The organism is Mycobacterium leprae TN (assembly GCF_000195855.1).
In the GTDB taxonomy this organism is placed as follows: Bacteria; Actinomycetota; Actinomycetes; order Mycobacteriales; family Mycobacteriaceae; genus Mycobacterium; species Mycobacterium leprae.
Window position 1 is genome coordinate 2,442,619 of sequence record NC_002677.1, and the last position, 25,289, is coordinate 2,467,907.

Annotated in this window: 14 protein-coding genes and 5 pseudogenes; 12 read left to right on the forward strand and 7 right to left on the reverse strand. The window is 59.4% G+C overall.

Going from position 1 to position 25,289, the window contains the following annotated elements:
* Positions 1–22 precede the first annotated feature (22 nt).
* The 4 genes and pseudogenes from ML_RS10505 to ML_RS19425 form a co-directional block, all read right to left on the reverse strand.
* A complete protein-coding gene (locus ML_RS10505; RefSeq protein WP_010908692.1) occupies positions 23–886 on the reverse strand; it encodes an alanine and proline-rich secreted protein Apa in 864 nt (287 codons plus the stop codon).
* Positions 887–980: 94 nt separating this feature from the next.
* Positions 981–2,097, reverse strand: a pseudogene (locus ML_RS18110) (ATP-binding cassette domain-containing protein).
* Positions 2,098–2,102: 5 nt separating this feature from the next.
* Positions 2,103–2,913 (reverse strand): annotated as a pseudogene (locus tag ML_RS10520) (ABC transporter permease).
* 8 nt (positions 2,914–2,921) lie between these two features.
* Positions 2,922–3,673: pseudogene (locus ML_RS19425) on the reverse strand (substrate-binding domain-containing protein).
* Between the two features lie 264 nt (positions 3,674–3,937).
* On the opposite strand from ML_RS19425, the gene ML_RS10525 reads away from it, so the two are divergent.
* From ML_RS10525 to ML_RS10575, 12 genes and pseudogenes are all read left to right on the forward strand, one after another.
* On the forward strand, positions 3,938–4,612 hold the full coding sequence (locus ML_RS10525; protein WP_010908693.1) for an SDR family oxidoreductase: 675 nt from the start codon (positions 3,938–3,940) through the stop codon (positions 4,610–4,612).
* A gap of 439 nt (positions 4,613–5,051) precedes the next feature.
* Entirely contained in the window at positions 5,052–5,342 is a 291-nt protein-coding gene (locus ML_RS16510; RefSeq protein ID WP_231846607.1) for an LLM class oxidoreductase, read from the forward strand.
* A gap of 12 nt (positions 5,343–5,354) precedes the next feature.
* Positions 5,355–5,573, forward strand: coding sequence for a hypothetical protein (locus ML_RS16515; protein WP_231846608.1), 219 nt, complete (start codon positions 5,355–5,357; stop codon positions 5,571–5,573).
* A 230-nt stretch (positions 5,574–5,803) separates the two neighbouring features.
* A complete protein-coding gene (locus ML_RS10535; RefSeq protein WP_010908694.1) occupies positions 5,804–7,204 on the forward strand; it encodes an NAD(P)/FAD-dependent oxidoreductase in 1,401 nt (466 codons plus the stop codon).
* Between the two features lie 833 nt (positions 7,205–8,037).
* The gene (locus ML_RS10540) at positions 8,038–8,466 is read left to right on the forward strand and encodes a BlaI/MecI/CopY family transcriptional regulator (RefSeq protein WP_010908695.1); all 429 of its coding nucleotides are present in this window, start codon (positions 8,038–8,040) and stop codon (positions 8,464–8,466) included.
* A gap of 4 nt (positions 8,467–8,470) precedes the next feature.
* Positions 8,471–9,421 carry a M56 family metallopeptidase gene (locus tag ML_RS10545; protein WP_010908696.1) on the forward strand — a complete coding sequence of 317 codons (951 nt, stop codon included), beginning with the start codon at positions 8,471–8,473 and terminating at the stop codon, positions 9,419–9,421.
* Between the two features lie 139 nt (positions 9,422–9,560).
* On the forward strand, positions 9,561–11,012 hold the full coding sequence (gndA, locus tag ML_RS10550) for an NADP-dependent phosphogluconate dehydrogenase (RefSeq protein ID WP_010908697.1): 1,452 nt from the start codon (positions 9,561–9,563) through the stop codon (positions 11,010–11,012).
* Positions 11,013–11,081: 69 nt separating this feature from the next.
* Entirely contained in the window at positions 11,082–12,518 is a 1,437-nt protein-coding gene (locus ML_RS10555; RefSeq protein ID WP_010908698.1) for a GuaB1 family IMP dehydrogenase-related protein, read from the forward strand.
* A 202-nt stretch (positions 12,519–12,720) separates the two neighbouring features.
* A pseudogene (locus ML_RS10560) lies at positions 12,721–14,036 on the forward strand (hemolysin family protein).
* A 38-nt stretch (positions 14,037–14,074) separates the two neighbouring features.
* A pseudogene (locus tag ML_RS10565) lies at positions 14,075–15,121 on the forward strand (CNNM domain-containing protein).
* A 256-nt stretch (positions 15,122–15,377) separates the two neighbouring features.
* Positions 15,378–17,573, forward strand: a complete 2,196-nt coding sequence (locus ML_RS10570) for a malate synthase G (protein WP_010908699.1) — start codon at positions 15,378–15,380, stop codon at positions 17,571–17,573.
* 194 nt (positions 17,574–17,767) lie between these two features.
* Entirely contained in the window at positions 17,768–19,900 is a 2,133-nt protein-coding gene (locus ML_RS10575; protein WP_172591972.1) for a substrate-binding domain-containing protein, read from the forward strand.
* 900 nt (positions 19,901–20,800) lie between these two features.
* Here the strand turns inward: ML_RS10575 and gcvP are convergent.
* From gcvP to ML_RS10590, 3 genes are all read right to left on the reverse strand, one after another.
* Positions 20,801–23,659, reverse strand: a complete 2,859-nt coding sequence (gcvP, locus tag ML_RS10580; protein WP_010908701.1) for an aminomethyl-transferring glycine dehydrogenase — start codon at positions 23,657–23,659, stop codon at positions 20,801–20,803.
* Between the two features lie 167 nt (positions 23,660–23,826).
* A complete protein-coding gene (locus tag ML_RS10585) occupies positions 23,827–24,477 on the reverse strand; it encodes a MerR family transcriptional regulator (RefSeq protein WP_041323135.1) in 651 nt (216 codons plus the stop codon).
* A 277-nt stretch (positions 24,478–24,754) separates the two neighbouring features.
* Positions 24,755–25,249 (reverse strand): bifunctional nuclease family protein, encoded by a 495-nt coding sequence (locus tag ML_RS10590; RefSeq protein WP_010908703.1) that lies wholly within the window; start codon positions 25,247–25,249, stop codon positions 24,755–24,757.
* Positions 25,250–25,289: the final 40 nt, after the last annotated feature.

The following is a 25,289-nucleotide window of genomic DNA, read 5'->3' on the forward strand; positions in this document are numbered from 1 at the left end:
AGCGGAGTGGATGTCGGATGGCCTATCCAACAGGTGCCGGAGCGGAAACCGACGCCGGGATCGGAGCCATCTCTGACCGGATAGACTCAGCCAGCTCTTTGGCTGCGCCCTTGTCCACCGGGTTATTCGAGGTTCCGAGCCATACCACAAACCAACGCTGCGAGGGCCCCACGTCAGGGGTACTCGCCGCTGGCGAGCCGACTACGCTCGTACATATTTGGCCAATTGGCTTATTGGGATCGCTGAATTTGACCTCGTAGTAGGAGGCGCTTCCAGCTATCCCGTTGGCGTGGAGCGGAATGGTTTCTTGGTTGATCCGCGTACCGGGGTATGGCAGGTAGAACTCACCCATATCCGAGCCCAGTCGGACCGCGGCCTTAATGTTGTCGGCTTCGGCACTGGCGTAGAGCTTTTGGTCCAGCCGGCCGAGCACTATACGGGTGTCGGTAGCGACCACCGTCGGCTGACCAAGCACGGGCGGCTGCTCGATGGCTTTGCTGAGCAGCACCGAACCGTAGTCAAGATGTGAAGCCTCTGACTCCACCCAACCGGCAGGAAGGACGAAGCTAAATCCACCGACAGCGTTGGTGATTCGGCCGGCGTTGGGATCGACTGCAAGTGGGTATGGTGCATTCGGATCGAGCGACGGCGCATTGGGATCACCCGGTTGGGCTTCGGACGAGACAGGGGCGCCTGGAAGGGGTGTAATGATCTCCTGCGCAGGTGAGGGAGCTGCCGTAGCCGTCGATGGCGGCAGGGGCGCGGGATCGGCGTTGGCGGCCGCAGGCAACGGCATCGTAAAGGCACTGGCGCTGGCCACCACGGCAATCGCCAGTATCGCCCACAATCCTTTGCGATGTGTCGAGTCCAGGTCAACCTGATTCATGGCGACGAACCTACCGTGTTACTACTGCGACGCAAGGACGGCTTGCTTATGTGCGGTGGGGGTTTTCCGGTTTGCCAGTTCGAGACGTGCCGGTTCACGATTGGACGCATCGCTGCAGCGCCGAGTACAACGCCACTTTATGAGCTTTGACATTGACCCACACACGCTCTTCGGGCATCAGCCGTAACTCCCGTGTTGGCGTCGACGATGATTTCCGCGGCCAGGCTAAGAGCCCCATAAGGTTGCTTCGGACCGCGAACCAAGGACAAGCGAGTCCCCCTCCCCCCGCCCCGAGGTATCTAATGCCACCACAGTAAGTTCGACGGTAGTGCGTGGGCTGTCCATGCGACGAATCGCACTGAACGGCAACCGCGGTAGGCGCGAACACAGCGGCTGCGAACCGTCGGTACCGACGGTTCCATTGACCAGTTTGACGCCTGCGATCCAGGCGCCGCAATGATTGCACGACGCACCAAGCAGATCGGCGACCTTCCCGATCGCGGAAATCCTGCCGGACTCAAGTACTAGCATTCAGATCGGCCATGGTGACCACATACAACAGCTGGTGGGTTACCAGGATGATGGCGCAGCCGCTTCGGGGTTAGCCGGGCTGCGCAACACCGGGCGGATAGCAGTGGCCACGGCCACATCAAGCCTAGTTAGCGGCTCGTCGAGGAGTAGAACCTCCGGTTGGGCAGCCAATGCGCGTACAATAACGACCCACTGCGTTTGACCACATGACAGTTGCCATGGTTTGCGGTCGGCGCCCTGCTCAGCTGTTCACCTGGAGCAGCCAACCCTAGCGCCTTACCCCGATAGATATATGCCTTACCCCGATAGATATATAGAGCCTTGTCCTGGACGCCGACGGTCCGTAGCATGCTTAACATCTTGTTATGGCTGCGCGGTCCGAAAGCCACGTTGGCCGTGACAGTCATGAATGTGCGTTAACAGCAACGGATACTGCAAAAGCAACCCGGCCCGACGATCATGCGTTGCCACATTCACCCCGGCTGCAGTGTCGGTCAACACGCGGTCCCCCAAGCGCACCAGACCCACTACGGGGCAAACAGGCCGGCGATAACTTGCAGGGCGGTGGACTTGCCCGCACCTTTGGCTCCAAGTACGGCAAGCACCTCGCCCGGAACTACCGAGAACTCGACATTCAGATGGCAGTCTGTCACGACCGGCGGAAGCTGTAACTCGCTCACAGTGGCTACCTCGTATCGGCCAAGGTCATTCCGCGAACAACCAAGCCCAGGACCACCAGCGCTGCCCCTACCACAAGCAGGATCGACAGTGCCACAGCCGGGTCCGCGTCGGTCACCCGCTGTAGTTAGATTTCGAGCGGCGGCGTGCGAGTGACTCCTTGCCGGGAGCCGGCAAGGAGTTCAGTGTCGCGCCAAACTCCCCCAGCGAAAGGGCAAATGCCATTACTGCCCCGACGCCATCCCAGACAGTAGCGACAACGTGACCCACCACCAGACGGTGTTGGGTCGCGCCCCGCGCATAACCGCCACCACATTCATATTCATAAGCGACCACATTCATATTCATAAGCGGCTCCAACGATACGGGCAACATCTCCGTGGGAGATCCCCAGAAACGACAACGAAATGAAAGTGTGCGCCATCACCACAGCAGTCTTGTTGAACGCTATGCTAATGTCGGAGGCTTGCAAACAACGCCCGATCAATCCGAGTCGGCCGAATGCATTAGAGCAACGCAATGCCACTAACCACGGGGGCAACACCAGCGGCAGCAGAATCAGCAGTCGCAGCAACCGCACAAGCCGTGCCGCGCAGCGAGCCAGTATCAGCTATGGTCACCCGAGCAGCACACACAGCACGGTGCTCGTGACAACGGTCTCCAGGCTCAGCAACAGTGCCGTCTTCGATAAAAAGCTGGTGATCAACGACCAGAAATTCTGGCTAGTCCACCTCGATCGCTATCGCCAACAGGAGCAATGCCACAAAGACGGTCCCCGCTGCGGCGGGGACATATGTACCACGGGAACATCGGTGCACTTTGGTCGTCAAAGTTTGACTAAGCCCGACTGGGCCAGAATTTGCTGACCTGCCTCACCCATGAACATCGCCTGGAGACTTCTGCACCAGCGTGGGTAAAGGCACCTTCTTGAGCACCGCAATGGAGTAAACATTCACTGCAACGGCAACCTCCAGGAAAGTTGATGGTGGTCCCCTTGCCTGCGACACTGCGCGCGTCGGTACCATAGACTAACGGGACGTCGGTCTGTCCGGTGGTGAATCTTGTTAAGGGCATCGGTCACGCTTGGGTTCTTCACCGACTGATTAGTTAAGTGCACGCCGATGACGTCTTCGATGCACTGGGTCGATGACCCACATGGCACTGGCTGCCGACCACACCACCACGCTGAACTACGGCTTAGCCAGGTTCGGCGAAGGATCCCGATCTTTTCGGATTGCCCACCACAGTCACGATGACCAACGTGTTCGAGGTAAAGGTTTGTCGATGTGCTAACCAATAATCGGACCTTGGCGACAGTGTCCATCTGCGTGGTGTCCGCGCGTTCGCGCCTTGGGGCAACTGGGTCGAAAGCTCCTAGCAACCCGCGAACTCGACGTCGACGCTGACACCCGGATTGTCTGCTTTGAACTGGCTGCTGATCTGCGTAAACGCAGACTCGAGCAGAGCCGCGGCGAACACCACAAACTACCTGGAAATTTGGGGTAGCTGGGATGGTGACGACGAGTGCGAGTTCGAACTGCACGCCGCTGTTCCAGCTAGCAATCCACCCAGCAGCATCGTCGATACCAAACCGGCGAGCACCCCGAAGCGGGCTAGGGTTCACCCAACTTGTGTAGGGCTTCCGGTGATTCGGAATTTCGCTCAGTAGCTCCAGTGGTTACTGTTTAGTAACATTTAAGCGAGATGGACGCCACAACACGCTGAGATACTCGGCAACGATCCGATGCCACTATCCTAGAGCCAAGTTCGCCGCGCCGAGTGCAAAGTATAGGTGCCGTTAACCTGCCAGGGTCTGCGTTCAGCGGTGAACACGAGGAGGTCATGGCAGTGGATGTGCTGGTTACTGGGGGCAACACCGATCTGGGGCGCACAATCGCTGAAGGTTTTCGCAACGACGGTCACAAGGTGACCCTCGTGGGTCCGCGCCGAGCCGACCTCGAGGTCGTCGCCAAGGAGCTAGACGTGGACACTATTGTCTGCAACACTACCGATCCAGCCAGCCTCGATGAAGCCCGCGGATTGTTCCCCCGTCACCTAAACACCATCGTCAATGTTCCGACGCTGGGCTTTGATACCGGAGACCCACGCACTTTCTCACTATCCGATACAGCCAATGCCTGGCACAATGAGCTGGACGCGACGGTGCTCTCGGCGGTGCTGACGGTACAGTCCGTTGGTGATCATCTGCGCTCCGGCGGTTCGATCATCGGCGTGCTGGCGGAAAACCCGCCAGCGGGCAGTGTCGACGCAGCCATCAAAGCCGCACTGTCGAGTTGGGTGGCCGGCCAGGCGGGCGTTTTCGGCACTCGTGGCATCACGGTCAATGCCATCGCCTGTGGACGTAGCGTTCAAGCCGGATATGAAGGCCTTTCACGCATGCCTCCGCACGTCGCAACGGAAATCACCCGGTTAGCGTTGTTCCTCACTACCCCGGCGTCTCGCCACATCACCGGCCAGACGCTGCACGTTAGCCACGGCGCGCTAACTCATTTTTAACTGAAAAACTCTGTGAGCTTAGTTAAAACGGTTAGCCCATAGCCACAGGATACACTGTGGCTATTCGCTTGGTCTGCAGATCCCCACTTTGAACTGCTACCCGGGGGAGAAAGTTTTTACGACGGTCATCGCCCAAGCACACGATGCCGAGCCGGCTGGATTCGACTTGACTTTAGTCAAGTCATGGGCCAAATTCTACCAACTACCCAATGTTAGGCTCACCCACCCAACCAATGTTCGAGGCCTAACACCACCCTCAACACCTTCAGCGCGCTGGCTATTATCTGCCAAACGCGTGCAAGCTGGGCGCTTTGGTAGCCGGCAACACCTAACTGCAAGGCAATCCCTGCTGACCAACGTCATCACCACACTAACACTGGATTTGGTCAGCAGAGCCGGGCGATTTTAGGCATCGGCACCGACTAGTTCGAGCTCGAGCATGATCAACTTCGGCCTCGAATTCAGCACCCTCGCCGATAAATTCAACCGGCTCGACGAAGTGTTACAGATTCATCTTATTCATCCTGCCAATAATCAAGAACGATCCACCCGGCTTCTCGGGCAACTGCTACCACAACCAATGAGGTGCTGGCCAATCCCCCCCTTCCGCGACCACATTCCGCTGATGGTCGGCGGCAGCGGTGAGAAGAAAACGATCCCGCTTGCCGCACGACACTTCAACGTTATCGCCGGGTTCGACGCACTACAAGGCAAGGCAAGGTGCAAATGATGCGGCGGCAGTGTGAGGAAAATCGGCCACAATCCGGTGACGCTGGAAATCAACACGCTGATCACAGCCATTATTGGCAAAAACATGAAAGTCGACCAAATCCCCTCCGAGATGACTCAACGAATGGAGATAGGCAACACCGAGCCTATCGCCTACCCGATCCAGGCCAAGGTCCTCGACGCGGGAATCGAAAGTCTGAAGTATCAATATGCCCAGCTACACGCCGGGTAGCATCAACAAAGCTGGCAAAGCGCTGCATACGCTAGTCGGCCTGCCGCGGGGGTGCCGCATCGGCGCGGCCATCAAGCTTGTCACGTCACCGTGACCACAGGTAGCTTACTCTGCCGGTGTGGCTAATTGCACACACTCCCACCTGAGATTCTGGAGAGCAGCTTGACTACCTTAGTACTTAGTAGCTAACTGCAGTCACCATCACGGAGTCCCGTCAGGAGCAGCGGAACATGAATGCCCAGCCAGCAGCCACAGCTGCTCAGGACCGCCGGCATCAAGTCGTCATCATCGGGTCAGGATTTGGTGGTCTGAACGCAGCGAAGAAGCTCAAGCGAGCCAACGTCGACATTAAGTTAATCGCCCGCACCACCCATCACCTATTCCAGCCATTGCTATACCAGGTGGCCACCGGCATCATCTCCGAGGGGGAAATCGCGCCGCCGACCCGAGTCGTCTTGCGTAAGCAGCGCAACATCCAAGTGCTGCTCGGCAATGTAACCCACATTGACTTAGCTAACCAGTGCGTCGTGTCGGAGTTACTCGGTCACACCTATGAAACCCTCTATGACAGCCTTATTGTCGCGGCCGGAGCTGGCCAGTCGTACTTCGGGAACGACCAATTCGCTGAATTCGCACCCGGTATGAAGTCAATTGATGACGCGCTGGAGTTGCGTGGGAGGATTTTGAGCGCCTTCGAGCAGGCCGAACGGTCAAACGATCCGGAACGACGAGAGAAACTGCTAACATTCACTGTGGTTGGAGCCGGCCCCACCGGTGTCGAGATGGCTGGGCAAATCGCCGAATTGGCCGACCATACGTTGAAGGGAGCCTTCCGTCGCATCGACTCAACCAAGGCCCGGGTAGTTTTGCTCGACGCTGCCCCCGCGGTGTTGCCGCCGATGGGCGAAAAACTAGGTCAGCGTGCGGCCGCTCGATTGCAGAAGATGGGCGTGGAGATCCAGCTGAGTGCAATGGTCACAGATGTGGACCGCAATGGCATTACAGTCCAAGACTCCGATGGCACAGTCCGGCGCATCGAATCGGCCTGTAAGGTGTGGTCAGCGGGGGTCTCAGCAAGCCGGCTGGGAAGAGACCTTGCCGAGCAGTCCTTGGTTGAACTCGACTGGGCTGGCCGGGTGAAAGTGCTGCCCGATCTGTCCATCCCTGGATATCGAAACGTGTTTGTGGTCGGTGACATGGCCGCCATCGACGGCGTGCCTGGAGTCGCGCAGGGTGCTATTCAGGGCGCTAAATACGTGGCAAACAACATAAAGGCTGAACTCGGTGAGGCCAACCCAGCCGAACGCGAGCCGTTTCAGTACTTCGACAAGGGCTCCATGGCCACAGTGTCACGGTTTTCCGCGGTAGCCAAGATCGGTCCGCTAGAGTTCAGCGGCTTTATCGCCTGGCTGATGTGGTTGGTGCTGCATCTGATGTACTTAATCGGCTTCAAAACCAAAATCACCACGTTGTTGTCGTGGACGGTGACTTTTTTGAGCACTCGGCGAGGTCAGCTGACCATTACCGAGCAGCAAGCTTTCGCGCGAACGCGGCTCGAACAGCTGGCAGAGTTGACTGCCGAATCTCAGAGTACAGCGGCAGCTAACAGGGCCACCATGCGGGCGAGCTAGACAGTTAACCTGTCCCCCTGATTAGCTGTGAGCAGCCAAGCTTAGCTGTCGTTGGACAGGTCCTGGAATCTCCACCTGGCCGCAGGTCACCCTCGTGTTCGGTGTCGTTGGCTCAGTGTGACTAGCCATAACTAGCTGACGCCGGCTGCGATGGATTGGTGGTGTACGCCACCCCAGAACCGATGATGGAGCGAAGGAAATCAATATTGTTGACACCCAAGCACATTTCCGCAGCTGCAGCAACTATTGAGCCAGGTGTAGGCCGCCATGCTGATCATGCTTTGGCATGATCAGCAGTAGACACCGCCGGACACGAGGACCATCAGTCTTGCAATAGCTTGGGCTTCACCTCGAACTGGACGCAGGCGTCATCGAGGCTAATTCGGTGAACTGCAGCCCCAACGCGCTGTCAAATGGTGCGTTAGTGCTCAAACTTTTCGGTACATCGACCCGTGTCTACATCATCACCGGATCCACCTATGCGCATCAAAGCACAACCAACAGATACTGGAGTTGTCCAGGCAGACAATGTAGCGAGTCAACCGAGGGTCACGGCCGCCCTCAGGACACCAGCACTGTCATTGCCGCTCGACCAGCCAAAAATAGGCAAGGCTGCCCTAATTTAGCAAAAGTTGGGTGTGAGTCACGACGATAGATCTCGATGGTGGCCACTGTTAATAGTGTCACATTAGAGTCCTAGACAGCTGATCTACTAAATCACGTCTGTCGACCGCCGACTCGGCTACCGCCGGGCCGACGGCAACCGACTTGGATACGACAATCGGTAGTAATCCGGAGTAAGCTGGCTTCAACGCTCAGGAGATGAACGAACTATGGCCAAGCTGACGCGGCTGGGGGATTTAGAACGTGCCGTGATGGATCATTTGTGGTCCAGACAAGAACCCCAAACAGTTCGTCAGGTCCACGAAGCGTTGTCGGCGCGACGCGACCTCGCCTACACGACTGTGATGACCGTGCTGCAGCGATTGGCTAAGAAGAATCTGGTCTCGCAGATTCGTAACAACCGGGCCCACCGATACGCGCCGGTGCATGGCCGGGACGAACTGGTGGCTGGCTTAATGGTCGACGCGCTGGACCAAGCCGAGGATTCCGATAGCAGGCAAGCCGCGCTTGTGCACTTCGTCGAGCGGGTCGGGGCCGACGAGGCGGACGCGCTGCGACGCGCACTTGCAGAACTGGAAACACATCAACGCCATGTCCGTCATCTGGTGGCACTCCAGCGGACAACTGAGGGAGACTAGCAGCGTGTCCGCACTGGCCTTTACCATCCTCGCGGTGCTGCTGGTTGGCCCCACACCGACCTTAGTAGCACGTTCGACATGGCCGTTGCGCGCTCCACGCGCCGCGATGGTGTTGTGGCAGACCATTGCTCTGGCCGCGGCACTTTCGACGTTCAGCGCCGGCATTGCGATCGCCAGTCGGGTGCTCATGCCCGGCCCTGACGGGCGGCTCACTGCCAGCGTTATCGGCGCCGCCGGCCGGCTCGGTTGGCCACTGTGGGCGGCATACGTCGCCGCCTTCGCGCTGACAGTGCTAGTCGGTGCACGGCTGATCGTTGCGATAGTGCGGGTGGCCATCGCCACACGGCGGCGGCGGGCCCACCACCGCATGGTGGTCGACCTGGTCGGGGTCGGACACAATGCGGCCCTCGCGCAGCCGTGCGCCCGCGCGCGCGACCTTCGAGTCTTGGAGGTGGCGCAACCACTCGCCTACTGTCTGCCGGGCGTGCGTAGCCGAGTAGTGGTCAGCGAAGGGGCGCTGACCAAGCTGAACGACACAGAAGTCACGGCGATCCTCACCCACGAACGGGCTCATCTGCGTGCCCGGCACGACTTGGTGTTGGAGGCATTCACCGCGGTACATGCAGCCTTTCCACGGCTGGTCCGTAGCTCCGCCGCGCTGAGTGCGGTGCGGCTACTCGTCGAGCTGCTAGCCGATGACGCCGCGGTACGTGCTGCGGGGCGCACTCCCCTCGCCCGGGCATTAGTTGCTTGTGCGTCCGGTCAGGCGCCGTCAGGCGCGCTAGCCGCGGGTGGCAACACCACCGTGCTGCGTGTACGCCGACTGTCGGGGCGAAGCAACAGCGCGGTGGTGTCCGCAGCCGCATATTTGGCCGCGGCAATCGTATTATTAGTGCCTACTGTAGCGCTAGCCGTACCGTGGCTGACGGAGCTACAACGGCTGTTCAATATTTAACCCAGTCTTAGCGCAAACGCTGAGCGAAAAACCTTATGGATGACCACAAGTACGCTATGCCACAGTGTGCCGGAATAGCGTTGGCGACAATTTGCCGCACAAGTTCTCCAACCTGAGAGGCGCAAAGGAGATGCAGGACATGAGTGCGCCGGAATCGAAGACGGCCATTGCGCAGATCGGCGTCACCGGGCTAGCCGTGATGGGTTCGAACATCGCCCGGAATTTCGCCCGACACGGCTATACCGTGGCGTTGCACAATCGGTCAATCGCCAAGACCGACACACTGCTCAAAGAGCACGGATCCGAAGGGAATTTCGTGCGAACCGAAACGATCCCCGAGTTCCTTGCCGCACTACAGACTCCGCGACGGGTGCTGATCATGGTAAAAGCCGGTGACGCCACCGATGCCGTCATCAATGAACTCGCCGATGTTATGGAACCCAGCGACATCATCATCGACGGCGGCAATTCGCTGTTCACCGACACCATTCGCCGCGAAAAAGCAATGCGTGAGCGTGGCCTGCACTTCGTCGGCGCCGGGATCTCCGGCGGCGAGGAGGGTGCACTGAACGGACCGTCGATCATGCCCGGCGGGCCCGCCGAATCGTATACCTCGCTGGGCCCGCTGCTTGAGGAGATTTCCGCGCACGTCGACGGGGTGTCGTGTTGCACCCACATCGGGCCAGGCGGGTCGGGCCACTTCGTCAAAATGGTCCACAACGGCATCGAGTACTCCGACATGCAGCTCATTGGCGAGGCCTACCAGCTGCTGCGCGACGGATTGGGCATGAGTGCACCGCAAATCGCTGACGTGTTTACCGAATGGAACAGGGGCGATCTGAACAGCTACTTGGTAGAGATCACCGCTGAAGTGTTGCGCCAGACCGATATCAAGACCGGCAGGCCGCTGGTCGATGTCATCCTCGATAAGGCCGAGCAAAAGGGTACCGGCCGGTGGACCGTACAGTCCGCCCTGGACTTGGGCGTGCCGATAACTGGAATAGCCGAGGCGGTGTTCGCGCGCGCGCTGTCGGGTTCGGTGCTGCAACGCAAGGCCGCCATCGGGCTGGCCTCCGGCAAGTTGGGCAACAAACCCACAGATCGCGAGACATTCATCGAAGACGTACGCCAGGCCCTGTATGCCTCCAAGATTGTGGCCTACGCGCAGGGGTTCAATCACATCCAAACCGGTAGTACCGAGTTCGGTTGGAACATCACACCGGGTGACTTGGCGACCATCTGGCGCGGCGGCTGCATCATCCGGGCGAAGTTTCTCAACCGCATCAAGGAAGCTTTCGACGCCGCCCCCGACCTGGCCAGCCTGATCGTTGCGCCGTATTTCCGCAGTGCTGTCGAATCGGCGATTGACAGTTGGCGGCGTGTGGTGTCCACAGCTACCCAGCTAGGTATCCCAAATCCCGGCTTCTCGTCCGCGTTGTCGTACTACGATGCGCTGCGCACCGAGCGACTTCCGGCCGCACTGACCCAGGCTCAACGTGACTTTTTCGGCGCGCACAGCTACGGACGCGTCGACGCGCGGGGCAAATTCCACACACTATGGAGTGAAGACCGTAGCGAAGTTACGGTCTAGTTGGCCAAGCTAAGAGACATCCGGTGGCCCCACACTAAATACAAAATCTTTTAGAGTGAAACGAGAGCGATGAGGTTTCTGGACGGGCACCAGCCCAGGTTCGACCTAACCTATAAAGACGTTTTCATCGTGCCACACCGGTCGGATGTTGCGTCGCGATTTGACGTCGATTTGTCAACCTATGACGGCTCCGGCACCACTATTCCCGTAGTGGTCGCCAACATGACCACGGTGGCCGGGCAACGGATGGCAGAGACGGTAGCTCGCCGGGGCGGCTTAGTAATTTTACCGCAGGATCTGCCGATTGCAACAGTGCAGCAGGCAGTGGAGTTCGTCAAGAGCCGTGACCTGGTTATCGATACCCCGGTGTTACTGACACCTAACGATTCGGTGTCCGACGCGACCACACTGATCCACAAGCGCGCGCACGGTGTTGCGGTGGTGGCCTTCGAAGGCCGCCCAATTGGTCTGGTGCGCGAATCGTCTTGCCTAGGTGTGGACCGCTTCACTCGGGTGCGGGATGTCGCGACTACCGACTTTGTAACCGCCCCGGTGGGCACCGATCCACGCAAGATCTTCGACCTGCTCGAACATGCCCCGATCGACGTCGCGGTGCTGACTAACGCCGACGGCACGCTGGCCGGAGTACTGACCCGCACCGGGGCGATCCGCGCCGGCATCTACACCCCAGCCACCGATGCCCGCGGACGGCTCCGCATCGGTGCTGCTGTCGGCATAAACGGCGATGTAGCCGGCAAGGCCCAGTCCCTCGCCGAGGCAGGTGTCGATGTGCTGGTCGTCGACACCGCACACGGATACCAAGTCAAGACACTCGAGGCGATCAAATGCGTCGCATCGCTGAACTTGGGTGTGCCGTTGGTCGCGGGCAACGTGGTGTCGGCTGAAGGTACTCGCGAGCTACTCAACGCCGGGGCGACCATCGTCAAGGTCGGCGTCGGCCCAGGAGCAATGTGCACAACTCGGATGATGACCGGTGTTGGCCGACCGCAATTCTCAGCTGTACTCGAATGTGCCTCTGCTGCAAGGAAACTCAATAGGCACGTGTGGGCTGATGGAGGAGTCCGCCATCCGCGTGACGTGGCGCTGGCGTTGGCCGCAGGAGCATCGAACGTGATGATCGGGTCGTGGTTCGCCGGGACTTATGAGTCACCCGGGGACCTCATGCGGGACCGCCACGACCAACCGTACAAGGAAAGCTACGGCATGGCGTCCAAGCGAGCGGTGGTTGCCCGCACCGTTGCCGACAGCTCATTCGATCGCGCTCGCAAGGCGTTATTCGATGAAGGCATCTCGACCTCACGGATGGGGCTGGATCCCGACCACGGTGGTGTCGAGGACCTGATCGATCACATCACCTCCGGCGTGCGCAGCACCTGCACCTATGTCGGCGCGTCGACCCTGGCGGAGCTGCATGAGAAGGCTGTCGTCGGGGTGCAGTCAGCGGCGGGTTTCGCCGAGGGCCATCCACTGCCCTCGGGGTGGTGACACCTGACCTCGGCGAAAGTCGCTACGATGTGAACTTCTGGATTTCAGGGCACACAGCAATGTGCGCTGCTCCGTGGCCCAAACCGTTGAAGAGCGAAAGGGACGACGTGCCGCAGGCACCCGTTGAAGCCGTTGGCTCCCGGGTCGAGCAGCCACCCGCATCGTTGTCGGCTCCTCCAGCATCGCGAAAACCAAGCATGTCATGAACGTAGCCGTCACTGTGTGCAGCTTGTTGGCCATCGGGTTGCTCATTTTCGAGCAACGCGGTGTTCGTCGCGGAGAAATTATCGTTGACCGCCCTGGACCGCAGCACGGTCAAGGCCAATGCTCGCAGCGGTACCCGCCAGGATCGCTGTATTCTGCACGCCCAACACAAGTTGTCGTTCCAGCTTTCGGGAACTCAGTTGGGTATCTCAATCACCACTTTGGCAACGGGTTACCTGACCGAACCGATGATGGCCGACCTACCGCATCCGGCGTTAAACGCGATCGGAATACCTGACCGAGTAGCCGACTGGATCACTACCTGCTTGGTGTTGGTGATTGTCACGTCGACGTCAATGGTGTTCGGCGAGCTGGTATCGCAGTATCTCGCCGTAGCGCGTCCGCTGCGCACCGCCCGCACTGTCGTAGGCGTGCAGCTGCTGCTCACTCCAGCCATTCGATTGACCAACTGGGCAGCGAACTGCATTGTGCACAACCTGGGCATCGAACCGGCCGAGGAGCTGCGGTCTGCCCAGTCACCGCAGGAAACTGCTAGCATCTGATGCAAACCTCGGCGCGCAACGGCGCCCTGGACGCCACCACGGCGTCGCTGGTGAGACGGTCATTACAGTTCAGCACCCTGACTGCCGCGGAATTGATGACGCCCCGGTCCACAATCGTGGCACTGCAAACCGACCACACTGTCAGCGACCTGGTTGCGACCGCCGCTGCGTCCGGGTTCTCGCGTTTCCCAATTGTCGATGGTGACCTCGACGCAACTGTTGGCATTGTTCACGTAAAGCAGGTTTTCGAAGTTCCATCCGCCGATCGCGCTAGCACGCTGTTGACCACAGTCGCAAAGCCAGTCACGGTTGTGCCGTCAACGCTGGACGGCAATGCGGTGATGGCGCAAATCTGCACGGATAGTCTGCAGACCGCATTGGTTGTCGACTAGTACGGCAGCACTGCCGGTATGTTAACTGTCGAGGATTTGATCTAAGAAAATCGTGAGCGATTTCCGCGACGAATATGACGACGCCACCCCAGACGTAGTGGCGGCCGGCAGGTATCGGGTTTGCTGCGCATTGACGAGGTGGTCAGCGCCATCGGATATCGAGCCTCCGAAGGGCCATAGGAAAAGATTGGTAGGCTCGTGCTCCGGAAGCTCGGTCACATTCCGGTAGTTGGGGAAACGGTGGAGCTGGCCGCCTTAGACGCAAATGGCCTGGCGGACGCAGGCACGGCAAGCCGCCCGTGGTCCAGATGGACAGCCGTCGGATCGACTTGCTTGCGCTGACTAAGCGGGGCAATTAACCGGGCGATTATCACAAATCCAGCCTAGGACTGGGCTGATGCAAAACATTCTGGTACTGCTGGCGGCTACCGTGCTAATCGGAACCAAACGCGTTTTTCTTCGGCGCGGAATTCTCGCTGATCTCAGCCCCGTCGCGACCGCCTTGAAGCGTTGACCGAACAGGGCAGAACGAGCGGAATCATCGTGATGCGCCAGCGAGCAGCTCTCGTCTATGCTGGCAGGAGCTCAACTAGCTGTCACCGTAACCCTCGATACTGCTCGCCAAGATTAGCGAGGCGGCAGCGACCAAGCTGTTGCGGACATCGTGTCAGCTGACCGGTACGTCACCTCCGCTGCTGCACATCCTGTCGCTGGTGATTACGTTGGCGCTGTTGGTCGCCCCTACATGTGCTGTTCGGCGAGGTAGTACCCAAGAATATCGCCCTGGCCGATCCGGAACGAACAGCAACGTTGCTATTACCATTCTGCCTGATCTACGTGCGTGCTACCCAACCGTTCATTGTTCTCTACAACAACATGCACCAACGCGGTATTGCGCGGGCTGGGCGTAGAGTCGAAAGACGAACTCGACATCACAGTTTCCACAGCCAAGTTTAGCGAGATGATTTCCGAATCGGTATCAAAGGGTCTGCTGGATCAAGAAGAACACAAGTGGCTGACGCGAGCACTGCAGATTCGCACTAGAGTGGTCGCCGATGTTGCACGGCTGCTTGCTGATATCCGAGCAGTGCCGGTAGCGACAGCCGGCTGTAGCTCAACTGTTGACGCGGTCGAACGGGCCCTAGCCCAAACCGGCTATTATCGGTTTCCGGTTGTTGGTCTCGACAGCGAGTTCGTGGGATATCTGCACATAAAGGATGTGTTGACGCTCGGCGATGATCCGCAGACCGTGATCGATCTGGCACTCGTACGTCCACTGCCCGAGGTGCCCGAATCACTGCCGTTGGCCGATGCTTTTCGCAGATGTGTCGCAGCAACAGCCATCTGGCACTGGTGACTGCCGATGGTGGCGAGGTAGTCGCGTTGGTGGCGATGGAGGATCTAGTGAACGATCTACGGCACCATGCACAACGGGACACACTGAAACTAAGCACCGGGTAGAGCCGCCAGCAGCCCGTATGAGCTTTAATTGTTACACCTAACTAGATCGGTTAGGTGTGTTATCAACACACGTTTCGCAAAACCAAGCCTCGGGCGACCGATGAAGCTGTTGACCTGCTGTTGCGGGTCGGCCGGAATACGCTCGTCAGGCTGTTGGCCGGTAGGCTTATGCGCGTAGACCGTGAGAGCCACATCGGGGACCGTTGGGGCCGCCAGTAAGCCCAATATGGAGGAGAACCATGACTGATCGCGTGTCGGCGGGGAATTTGCGCGTCGCCCGTGTGCTTTACGACTTCGTCAACAACGAAGCCCTGCCTGGCACCGACATCAACCCAAACAGCTTCTGGTCGGGCGTCGCCAAGGTCGTCGCCGACCTCACCCCGCAAAACCAAAGTTTGCTGAACTCCCGCGATGAGCTGCAGGCCCAGATTGACAAATGGCACCGCCATCGTGTGATCGAGCCATTCGACGTGGATGCTTATCGGCAGTTCCTCATCGATATCGGCTATCTGCTGCCTGAACCCGATGACTTCACCATCAGCACCTCAGGAGTAGACGACGAGATCACCATGACCGCCGGCCCGCAGCTGGTGGTGCCGGTACTTAACGCACGGTTCGCACTCAACGCCGCCAACGCCCGCTGGGGCTCCCTTTACGACGCTCTATATGGCACCGACACCATACCGGAAACCGAGGGAGCCGAAAAGGGCTCTGAGTACAACAAGATTCGCGGCGACAAGGTGATCGCCTACGCACGCAAGTTTATGGATCAGGCCGTCCCGCTGGCTTCTGACTCATGGACTAACGCTACGGGAGTGAGCATCTTCGACGGCCAGCTTCAGATCGCCATCGGCACGAATTCCACCGGATTAGCCAGTCCCGAAAAGTTTGTCGGCTACAATCGCCAGTTGCGATCCTCCAACTGGTCGGTGCTGTTGGCCAATCACGGCCTGCACATCGAGGTCTTGATCGACCCGGAATCACCAATAGGCAAGACTGACCCCGTCGGCATCAAGGATGTGATCCTGGAATCGGCCATCACCACGATCATGGACTTCGAAGACTCAGTCACTGCCGTCGACGCCGACGACAAGGTACGCGGCTACCGCAACTGGCTCGGCCTGAACAAAGGTGACTTAACCGAGGAAGTCAACAAGGACGGCAAGACCTTCACCCGCGTGCTCAACGCCGACCGCAGCTACACCACGCCCGACGGCGGTGAATTGACCCTGCCCGGGCGCAGCCTGTTGTTCGTCCGCAACGTGGGCCATCTGACGACCAGCGACGCGATTCTCGTGGACGGAGGTGACGGTCAGGAAAAAGAAGTGTTCGAGGGCATCATAGATGCAGTGTTCACCGGTCTGGCCGCAATCCACGGACTCAAAACCGGCGAAGCTAATGGCCCACTGACCAACAGCCGCACCGGTTCCATCTACATCGTCAAGCCGAAAATGCACGGTCCCGCGGAGGTTGCGTTCACTTGCGAGCTGTTCAGCCGCGTCGAAGACGTGCTGGGGTTGCCGCAGGGCACCTTGAAGGTCGGCATCATGGATGAGGAGCGGCGTACGACACTCAATTTGAAGGCGTGCATCAAGGCCGCCGCCGATCGGGTCGTGTTTATCAACACTGGCTTCTTGGACCGCACCGGCGACGAGATCCACACCTCAATGGAGGCCGGCCCGATGATTCGTAAGGGTGCGATGAAAAACAGCACCTGGATCAAAGCCTACGAGGACGCCAATGTTGACATCGGACTAGCCGCAGGCTTCAAGGGCAAAGCACAGATCGGCAAGGGCATGTGGGCAATGACCGAATTAATGGCTGATATGGTCGAGCAGAAGATCGGCCAGCCTAAGGCGGGCGCCACCACCGCGTGGGTACCCTCGCCCACTGCGGCCACGCTGCATGCGATGCACTACCACCAGGTCGACGTGGCTGCCGTGCAACAAGAACTGACCGGCCAGAGACGTGCCACCGTTGACCAGCTGTTGACCATTCCGTTGGCCAAGAAACTGGCCTGGGCTCCCGAGGAGATCCGCGAGGAGGTCGATAATGACTGTCAGTCCATCCTCGGTTATGTGGTGCGCTGGGTGGACCAGGGTATCGGTTGCTCGAAGGTGCCTGACATCCACAATGTGGCACTAATGGAGGACCGCGCCACCCTGCGGATCTCGAGCCAGTTGCTAGCAAACTGGCTGCGCCACGGCGTAATCACCAGCGAGGACGTGCGGGCCAGCCTGGAACGGATGGCGCCGTTAGTCGATCAGCAAAACGCCGAAGACCCAGCATATCGCCCGATGGCGCCTAATTTCGATGACAGCATCGCGTTCCTAGCGGCGCAGGAACTGATACTGTCCGGCGCACAACAGCCCAACGGCTATACCGAGCCGATCCTGCATCGCCGTCGTCGCGAATTCAAGGCACAGAACCGGTGACGGATGCAGGCTGCTGGCGGCCAGCTGTGAGAGCACCACCAGCCGCGCCGCGGCTAAGGACAGAATCGGGTCCATCTAGATAGAACCGCTGCCTTACGCCAGCTCGGCATACGGTTATGTAGTCGATGACTAAACTCGGCGCCGAGTTCAAACCAGATCAGACACGGATCAACAGAAAGGCGGCGAATACCGGTATGGGTAGGCACAGCATGCCCGACCCTGAGGATTCCATCGATCAGCCATCTAACCAATTTGCTGCATCCGGGCCGGATCAGAGCGACGAGATAGATCACGGCTACCAAAGCAGGATGGGGTACCCAGAGCCTGTTTTTGAACCAGCGGCTACCGGCTCGCCGAGCTACCGGAGCTACCCGCACGGAGCAGAGCATCCGGCTGACTCCACACCCGAGGCTCTCGACGAAACCATCGATTACCAGAGTTACTGGGCGGAAGACCGCAACGAGGACCTTTTTGTCGATGGTGCAGCCGACGACCACCCAGACTTTCCTCCCCGACCCGCGGGCTCGTCGACTAGCTCACAGGCACCGACCAGCCTGTCGCACCTATTCAAAGCTAGCCACCGTAGCGTCGGCAAATGGCAAGGCGGACACCGCAGTGACGGCGGACGACGAGGGGTCAGCATCGGCGTGATCGCGACCCTCGTCGCGGTCGTGGTGCTAGTGGGCGCGGTGATCATGTGGAGTTTCCTCGGCCATATCTTGAACAATCGCAAGCACCAGGCAGCCGCACGCTGCGTAGGTGGTCACCAGACGGTCGCTGTCGTCGCCGATCCGTCGATCGCCGATTACCTGCAAGAGTTCGCCCAAAGTTACAACGCATCCGCCCGACCGGTGGGCGACCACTGCATGATGGTGACTGTCAAACCTGTCGGCTCGGAGGCAGCCCTCACTGGTTTCAACGACAGTTGGCCAGCTAATTTAGGGGACAAACCGGCACTGTGGATACCGGGCAGCTCGATCTCCGCAGCACGGCTCGCCGTGACCGCGGATCAGAAGACAATCAGCGAAAGCCATTCTCTGGTGACGTCGCCAGTGCTGCTAGCGGTTCGGCCCGAATTCGAGCAGGCCCTCGCCAACAAGGGCTGGGCAGCACTGCCCGGCCTGCAAACCAATCCGAACTCCTTGGCTGATTTGAACCTGCCGGCCTGGGGATCACTCCGGCTGGCCTTGCCGATGAACGGCAACAGCGACGCCACGTTTTTGGCCGGCGAGGCGGTAGCGACTGCGTCGGTACCTGCTGGTGCACCTGCAATCCAGGGCGTGGGAGCAGTGCGCACCCTAATGAGCGCCCAACCCAAACTCGCCGACAGCACCTGGGCAGAAGCGATGAGCACACTGCTCAAACCCGGTGACGTAGCAACTGCACCAGTGCACGCTGTGATCACCACCGAGCAGCAGCTATTCCAACGCGGCCAGTCATTGTCAGACGCCAAGAGCGCTTTGGGATCCTGGCTACCGCACGGGCCTGCGCCTGTTGCTGACTATCCCGCGGTGCTGCTCAACGGCTCGTGGCTGACACAGGAACAAGCCGCAGCGGCCAGTGAGTTTGCTCGGTTCGTGCAAAAACCCGACCAGCTAGCGAAGCTGGCTAAAGCTGGTTTTCGAGTTAACGGCGTCACACCGCCGAGCAGTTCCGTTACCAGTTTCGCGGCGGTGCCTTCCACCGTCTCGGTAGGTGACGACGGGATGCGCGCCACACTGGTCGAAGAAATGATCCAGCCGTCTAGCGGAGTAGCAGCGACTATCATGCTAGACCAGTCGATGCCCACCGATGAGGGCGGCAAAACCCGGTTGGCCAACGTCGTGGCGGCCCTGGACGACAAGATCAATGCGATGCCGCCCACCTCAGTCATGGGCCTGTGGACATTCGACGGCCACAAGGGTCAAACAGAAGTGACAACCGGTCAGCTGGCCGACCCAGTCAACGGCCAGCCCCGCTCAGCAGCGCTGACGGCTGCGCTGGACAAGCAATACTCATCCAACGGCGGTGCGGTGTCATTTACCACGCTGCGAATGATCTACCAGGAGATGCTGGCCAATTACCACGTTGGCCAAACGAATTCGGTATTGGTGATCACTGCTGGACCGCACACCGACCAAACCCTGGACGGAGCGAGGCTGCAGGATTTCATACGCACCAGTGCCGACCCGGCCAAACCGATCGCGGTAAACGTCATCGACTTCGGGACCGACCCCGACCAGGCAACCTGGAAAGCTGTCGCCCAGATCAGCGGAGGAAGCTACCAGAACTTGTCGACGTCGGCCTCTCTTGACCTCGCTACCGCGATCAACACATTTTTGAGCTGAGCTCGTCGACGCGGTACGGAGCGCAATGAACGTTGAATGCATTCCAGATCCCCAGCTGTACCTATTTCCGTCGGACTGTTTCGACAGCTCACGAGGGCGCATCCATTACATCGACGATGGAGATGCCCCGGCCAATGTTGTTGTGCCACGGCAATCCCACCTGGAGCTTCATGTACCACAACATTGTGGTCGCACTGCGTGATCGGCTTCGCTGCATCGCGCCCGATGATCTCGATTTCGGGTTCTCTAAGCGTCCCGCGGGATTCAGCTGCAAAATACACGAACACCTCCCCAAGTGGTGGGCAAGTTGGTCGTTGACCTGAACCAAGACCGCAGACAACTACCTGACGATGAACGAGGACTGGGGTGGAACGGATCAGCATGACGGTCGCGGTCGAGCGTGCCGCTCGGGTGCGCGGCATGAATTTTAGGAAATACCTGATTTTAGCCGACAGACACGTGGACAACAAAGACCGTCAGCAGGAGTAGTGTACAGCCTGCCGATGCAGCTACCCGATCCTGCGATAAAATTTCTTTGTCGAGAGGCTGTATCCCCACCAGAACAGAGCGCCGACTCAGCACCGCGGTGATAGCACATTACTGGGCGGTATAACCCAACGCCACAGCACGGTTGAGCATAGCCGAAAATGCCCAAGCAGATCCTGCCTGGCCGCCCGTCCTCTGCGGGCACGGCACGTGTAAGAAGTGTCAGCCAAACTCGGTACCAAACCGCCCTTGTTTGTGTAGGACATGAAGGATTTTGCCTTCAGACTTGACCCTACGCTGCCGTGTATGCGCGAGACGCTCCCGAATAACATCCTGGTCGAACATGCACACTGCCAAGTAATTTCAAGCCGGCGATAATCCTCGAGAGCTTAGGCTGGATGGTTCGGGGCCGGCTCAGACGAACGCCTCCACCGGCAGGCACGAGCACACCAAATTGCGGTCGCCGTAGACACCGTCGATACGACGCACCGGCGGCCACACCTTCGGCCGGAACGCTTTGCCAAGCGGATAAGCGGCCTCTTCTCGGGTATACGGATGATCCCAGTCGGAGGCCAGCAGGCACTCAGCGGTGTGCGGTGCGCCGCGTAGTGGGTTGTCCTCAACAGACCACTCCCCTGCACCGACGCGGGCGATCTCGCCACGGATGGCGATCATGGCCTCGCAAAATGCATCAATTTCGGCCAGGCTCTCACTCTCGGTGGGTTCCACCATCAGCGTTCCGGGCACCGGGAAGCTCATCGTGGGCGCGTGAAAACCATAATCCGCCAAGCGTTTAGCAACATCGTCGACAGTCACACCAACCGACTTGGTGATCGGTCGCAAGTCCAGGATGCACTCGTGGGCGACCATTCCGTTCTCGCCGGTGTACAGCACCGGGAAGTATTTGTCGAGCCGACGGGCTATGTAGTTGGCCGAGGCGATTGCGGTCAGCGATGCCGTTCGCAGACCGTCGGCGCCCATCATCCTGATATAGGCCCACGTGATCGGCAGGAGTGAGGCGGACCCATACGGCGCCGACGACACCGGCTGACCTTGCGGCAGTTCGGGAGCAAAGGGGTGACCCGGCAGAAACGAGACCAAATGCGAACGAACCGCCACCGGCCCGACTCCTGGTCCTCCGCCACCGTGCGGGATGCAAAACGTTTTGTGCAGGTTCAGGTGGCTGACGTCGCCACCAAACTTGCCCGGCCGGGCCAGGCCGACCAGCGCGTTGAGGTTGGCCCCATCGACATAAACTTGACCACCGGCGTCATGCACCGCCGCGCAGATCTCGGCAATGTCATGCTCATAGACGCCGTGTGTGGACGGATAGGTGATCATTAACACGGACAGCCGGTTGGCATGCTCGCTGAGCTTGATACGTAGATCGTCAAGATCAACGTCACCGTTATCGTGGCAACCCACCACGACCACGCGCATACCGACCAACGCCGCCGATGCGGCGTTGGTGCCATGCGCGCTTGACGGAATCAAACAGACGTTGCGGTGCGGTTCCCCTCGGCTGACGTGGTAGTCGTGAATCGCCAACAGACCAGCGTACTCCCCCTGAGAGCCCGCGTTGGGCTGCAAGGAAACCGCATCGTAGCCGGTAATCTGCACCAGCCAGCTCTCCAAGTCGCTAATGAGACGACGCAGCCCGGGGGTGTCTGATACTGGTGCGAATGGATGCTGGCGCGTGAATTCCTGCCAGGTAATCGACTCCATCTCGGCGGCGGCGTTGAGCTTCATCGTGCACGAACCGAGCGGAATCATGCTGCGGTCCAGAGCGATATCCTTATCCGCCAAGGCACGCAAGTACCGCATCATTGAAGTTTCGGTGCGGTACTTGGTAAATGTCGGATGCGTCAGGAACGCCGAGGTTCGGGTCGCGATATCCGGACCGGCGAAGCTCGCCCGCGCCGGCGTCGCTGCGAACGCCGCCAACACGGCCGTGATGTGCTCATCGGTGGTGGCCTCGTCACAGGCCACCGAAACATGGTCGCCGTCCACGAGCCAGACATTGATACCGCGCTCCTTCGCAGCGCCCTGAATTTGCACCGTCCGGCCGGGTACCCGGGCCAGCACGGTGTCGAAGAACGCCTGGTGTACCACCTCAACACCGGCTGCGGACAGACCGGCCGCCAGGGCGCGTGCCTGTGCATGCACCCGCCGCGCGATACCGGTCAATCCCTCGGCACCATGGTAACTGGCGTACATCGCAGCCATCACCGCCAACAGCACCTGTGCGGTGCAGATGTTGCTTGTCGCCTTGTCTCGGCGGATATGTTGCTCGCGGGTCTGCAGCGCCAACCGGTAGGCCGGTGTGCCGTCGCTGTCGACAGAAACACCTACCAACCGACCCGGCAGCTGACGGGCATGCTTAGTGTGCAGGGCGAGGTATCCAGCATGCGGGCCACCAAATCCCATTGGCACGCCGAACCTCTGAGTAGTACCGAATGCGACGTCGGCGCCGATCTCGCCCGGTGGCGTAATCAACGTCAGCGCTAACAGATCGGCACCGACAGCGACCAATGCGCCGCGGCTGTGGGCCTGGGCGATTAAAGCGGTCCAGTCGGTAATCCGGCCGCTGGCTCCGGGAAGTTGGGTGATGACGCCAAAGAACTCACCGTCCGGTAGTCCTTCGCGTAGGTCGGCCACAACGATGTCGATGCCTAACGGTTTGGCCCGAGTGGCGAACACTGCGACAGTCTGGGCAAACACGTCGACGTCAACGACCACCCGGCTCGCCGTACTGCGGGCAGCACGGTACATCAATGTCATGGCCTCGGCTGCTGCTGTGCCCTCGTCGAGCATCGATGCGTTTGCGATCTCCAAGCCAGTAAGATCGCTGACCAGAGTCTGGAAATTCAGCAACGCTTCCAGCCGACCCTGACTGATTTCGGGCTGGTACGGCGTATAGGGAGTATACCAGGCCGGGTTCTCCAAGATGTTGCGCGACAGCACCGCTGGCGTGAGGGTGTCGTAGTAGCCCTGCCCGATCATCGATACGGCAACGGTATTAGCACGAGCAAGCGCACCTAGCTCGGCTAGCGTCTCGGACTCGGTAGCCGGCGGCGGCAACCGGTCCAGGCCCGGTGCAACGCCGGTGTCGGTGACATTATCGAGAATGTCGCTAGGAACTGCCTTAGCTGCCAGATCGTCTAGCGATTCGACGCCGATGACTGCAAGCATGGTCGCAACGTCCTCGCTGTTAGGGCCAATATGCCGGGCTGTAAAGCAGGTCTGCTTGTTCGATGAGTTCGGTACCGACACTCAGAAACTCCTGATGTAAAGTTAGAGCGCAACGCGATGATGTTGCCAACATCGCGTTCGTAACTGACGGTCACAGAACTCTCCCGCGTGAGGGCGATGCAGATCCAACTTTACCCTCCGCCTCGCACGCGAGGGTAAACAATAGGAAGCCGCTAACTACGCTGCAGTTAGCCAATTTTACGGTCGCGATGCTTGCGCCGGGAAGCCAGTTCGTCTTCCGGCGCAGCTATCGACTCGCCACCATCGGCGCGCTCACCACGGAAGTCGTCGATCACGCCGGTCAGCTCACGCATAGCGCCGGACACGGCAATACCGAACACGCCCTGCCCGCCTTGTAACAGGTCGACAACCTCTTCTGCCGACGTGCACTCATACACCGTAGTGCCGTCGGAGAACAAAGTGATATTGGCTAGATCCTGAACGCCACGCTGGCGTAAATGGTCAACGGCAACCCGAATATTGTGCAACGAGATACCGGTGTCGAGCAATCGCTTGACGATCTTGAGAACCAGGATGTCCTTGAACGAGTACAGGCGCTGGCTGCCGGAGCCAGCCGCACCCCGGATAGATGGAACCACTAATGACGTCCGTGCCCAATAGTCCAGCTGGCGGTACGTGATCCCGGCGATCTGGCAGGCGCTGGGCCCGCGGTAGCCAACCAACTCGTCAGGCACGGAGTCGTCAGGGAAGAGTCCGGGTTGTGCTGGTCCGCTTACTGCGGTAGGGCCATTGAGGCCAATGTCACCATGGGTTGTAGCGGTCGGGGTGTCCCGGTAGTCCGCAAGGTCCAGCTGACCTTGACGTGGCTGCTCGCTCACGGTGTTTCCTCTCGCCGATCGCGCTCTGGTCACTAGATGCGTCATTGGCTCCCCTCGGTAGCCATGTTTGGTCAGGCCCGAGTGCTAAAAAGCATACGCTGTTCGGTAGTTGCCCTACCTGAAGTGGTCATCAAAATATGACCGTCGCTAAAATCTGTCAGCACTATCCACTAGGCGTGTCGCATCGCAGTGCTATACGAGACGCATTCGTGATGTTAGCGCAAGCGTCCGTACCCGCCTTCACGCCCATCGTTACACGGCGCGCATCGTCGCTGGGCTAGGTCGCTTTGAAATCGTCAGGCGACACGCTGTCGAGAAACTCCTTGAACTTCTCTACCTCATCCTCGCGAACAGCGCCGCCGACCTCCTCATCATTTTCGTCGGGAATCAGCAGGCCGGCTTGAGCAAGCACGACGTCCTCGACGTAGATCGGAACACCGACCCGCAAAGCGATCGCCACCGAGTCCGAAGGACGCGCCGAGACCTTGATATTGCGATCGAAGATCAGATCAGCGTAAAAAGTGCCTTCCTGTAGATCGACGATCCGCACCTCTTTAAGTGAATGCCCAAGCGCGGCAATGACGTCTCTGATCAGATCGTGCGTCAGTGGACGGGGCGGTTCGATACCTTGCTGCTCCAGCGCAATCGCGGCGGCCTCCGACTGGCCGATCCAGATTGGCAGATAACGGTCACCATTGGCTTCTCGCAGCAACAGCACCGGCTGGTTCTGCGGCTGCTCGACACGAATGCCGACAACACGAACTTCACCCATCTTTGTCCGCCCTCCGCACTTGCCGCTGTGTTCGATTCAG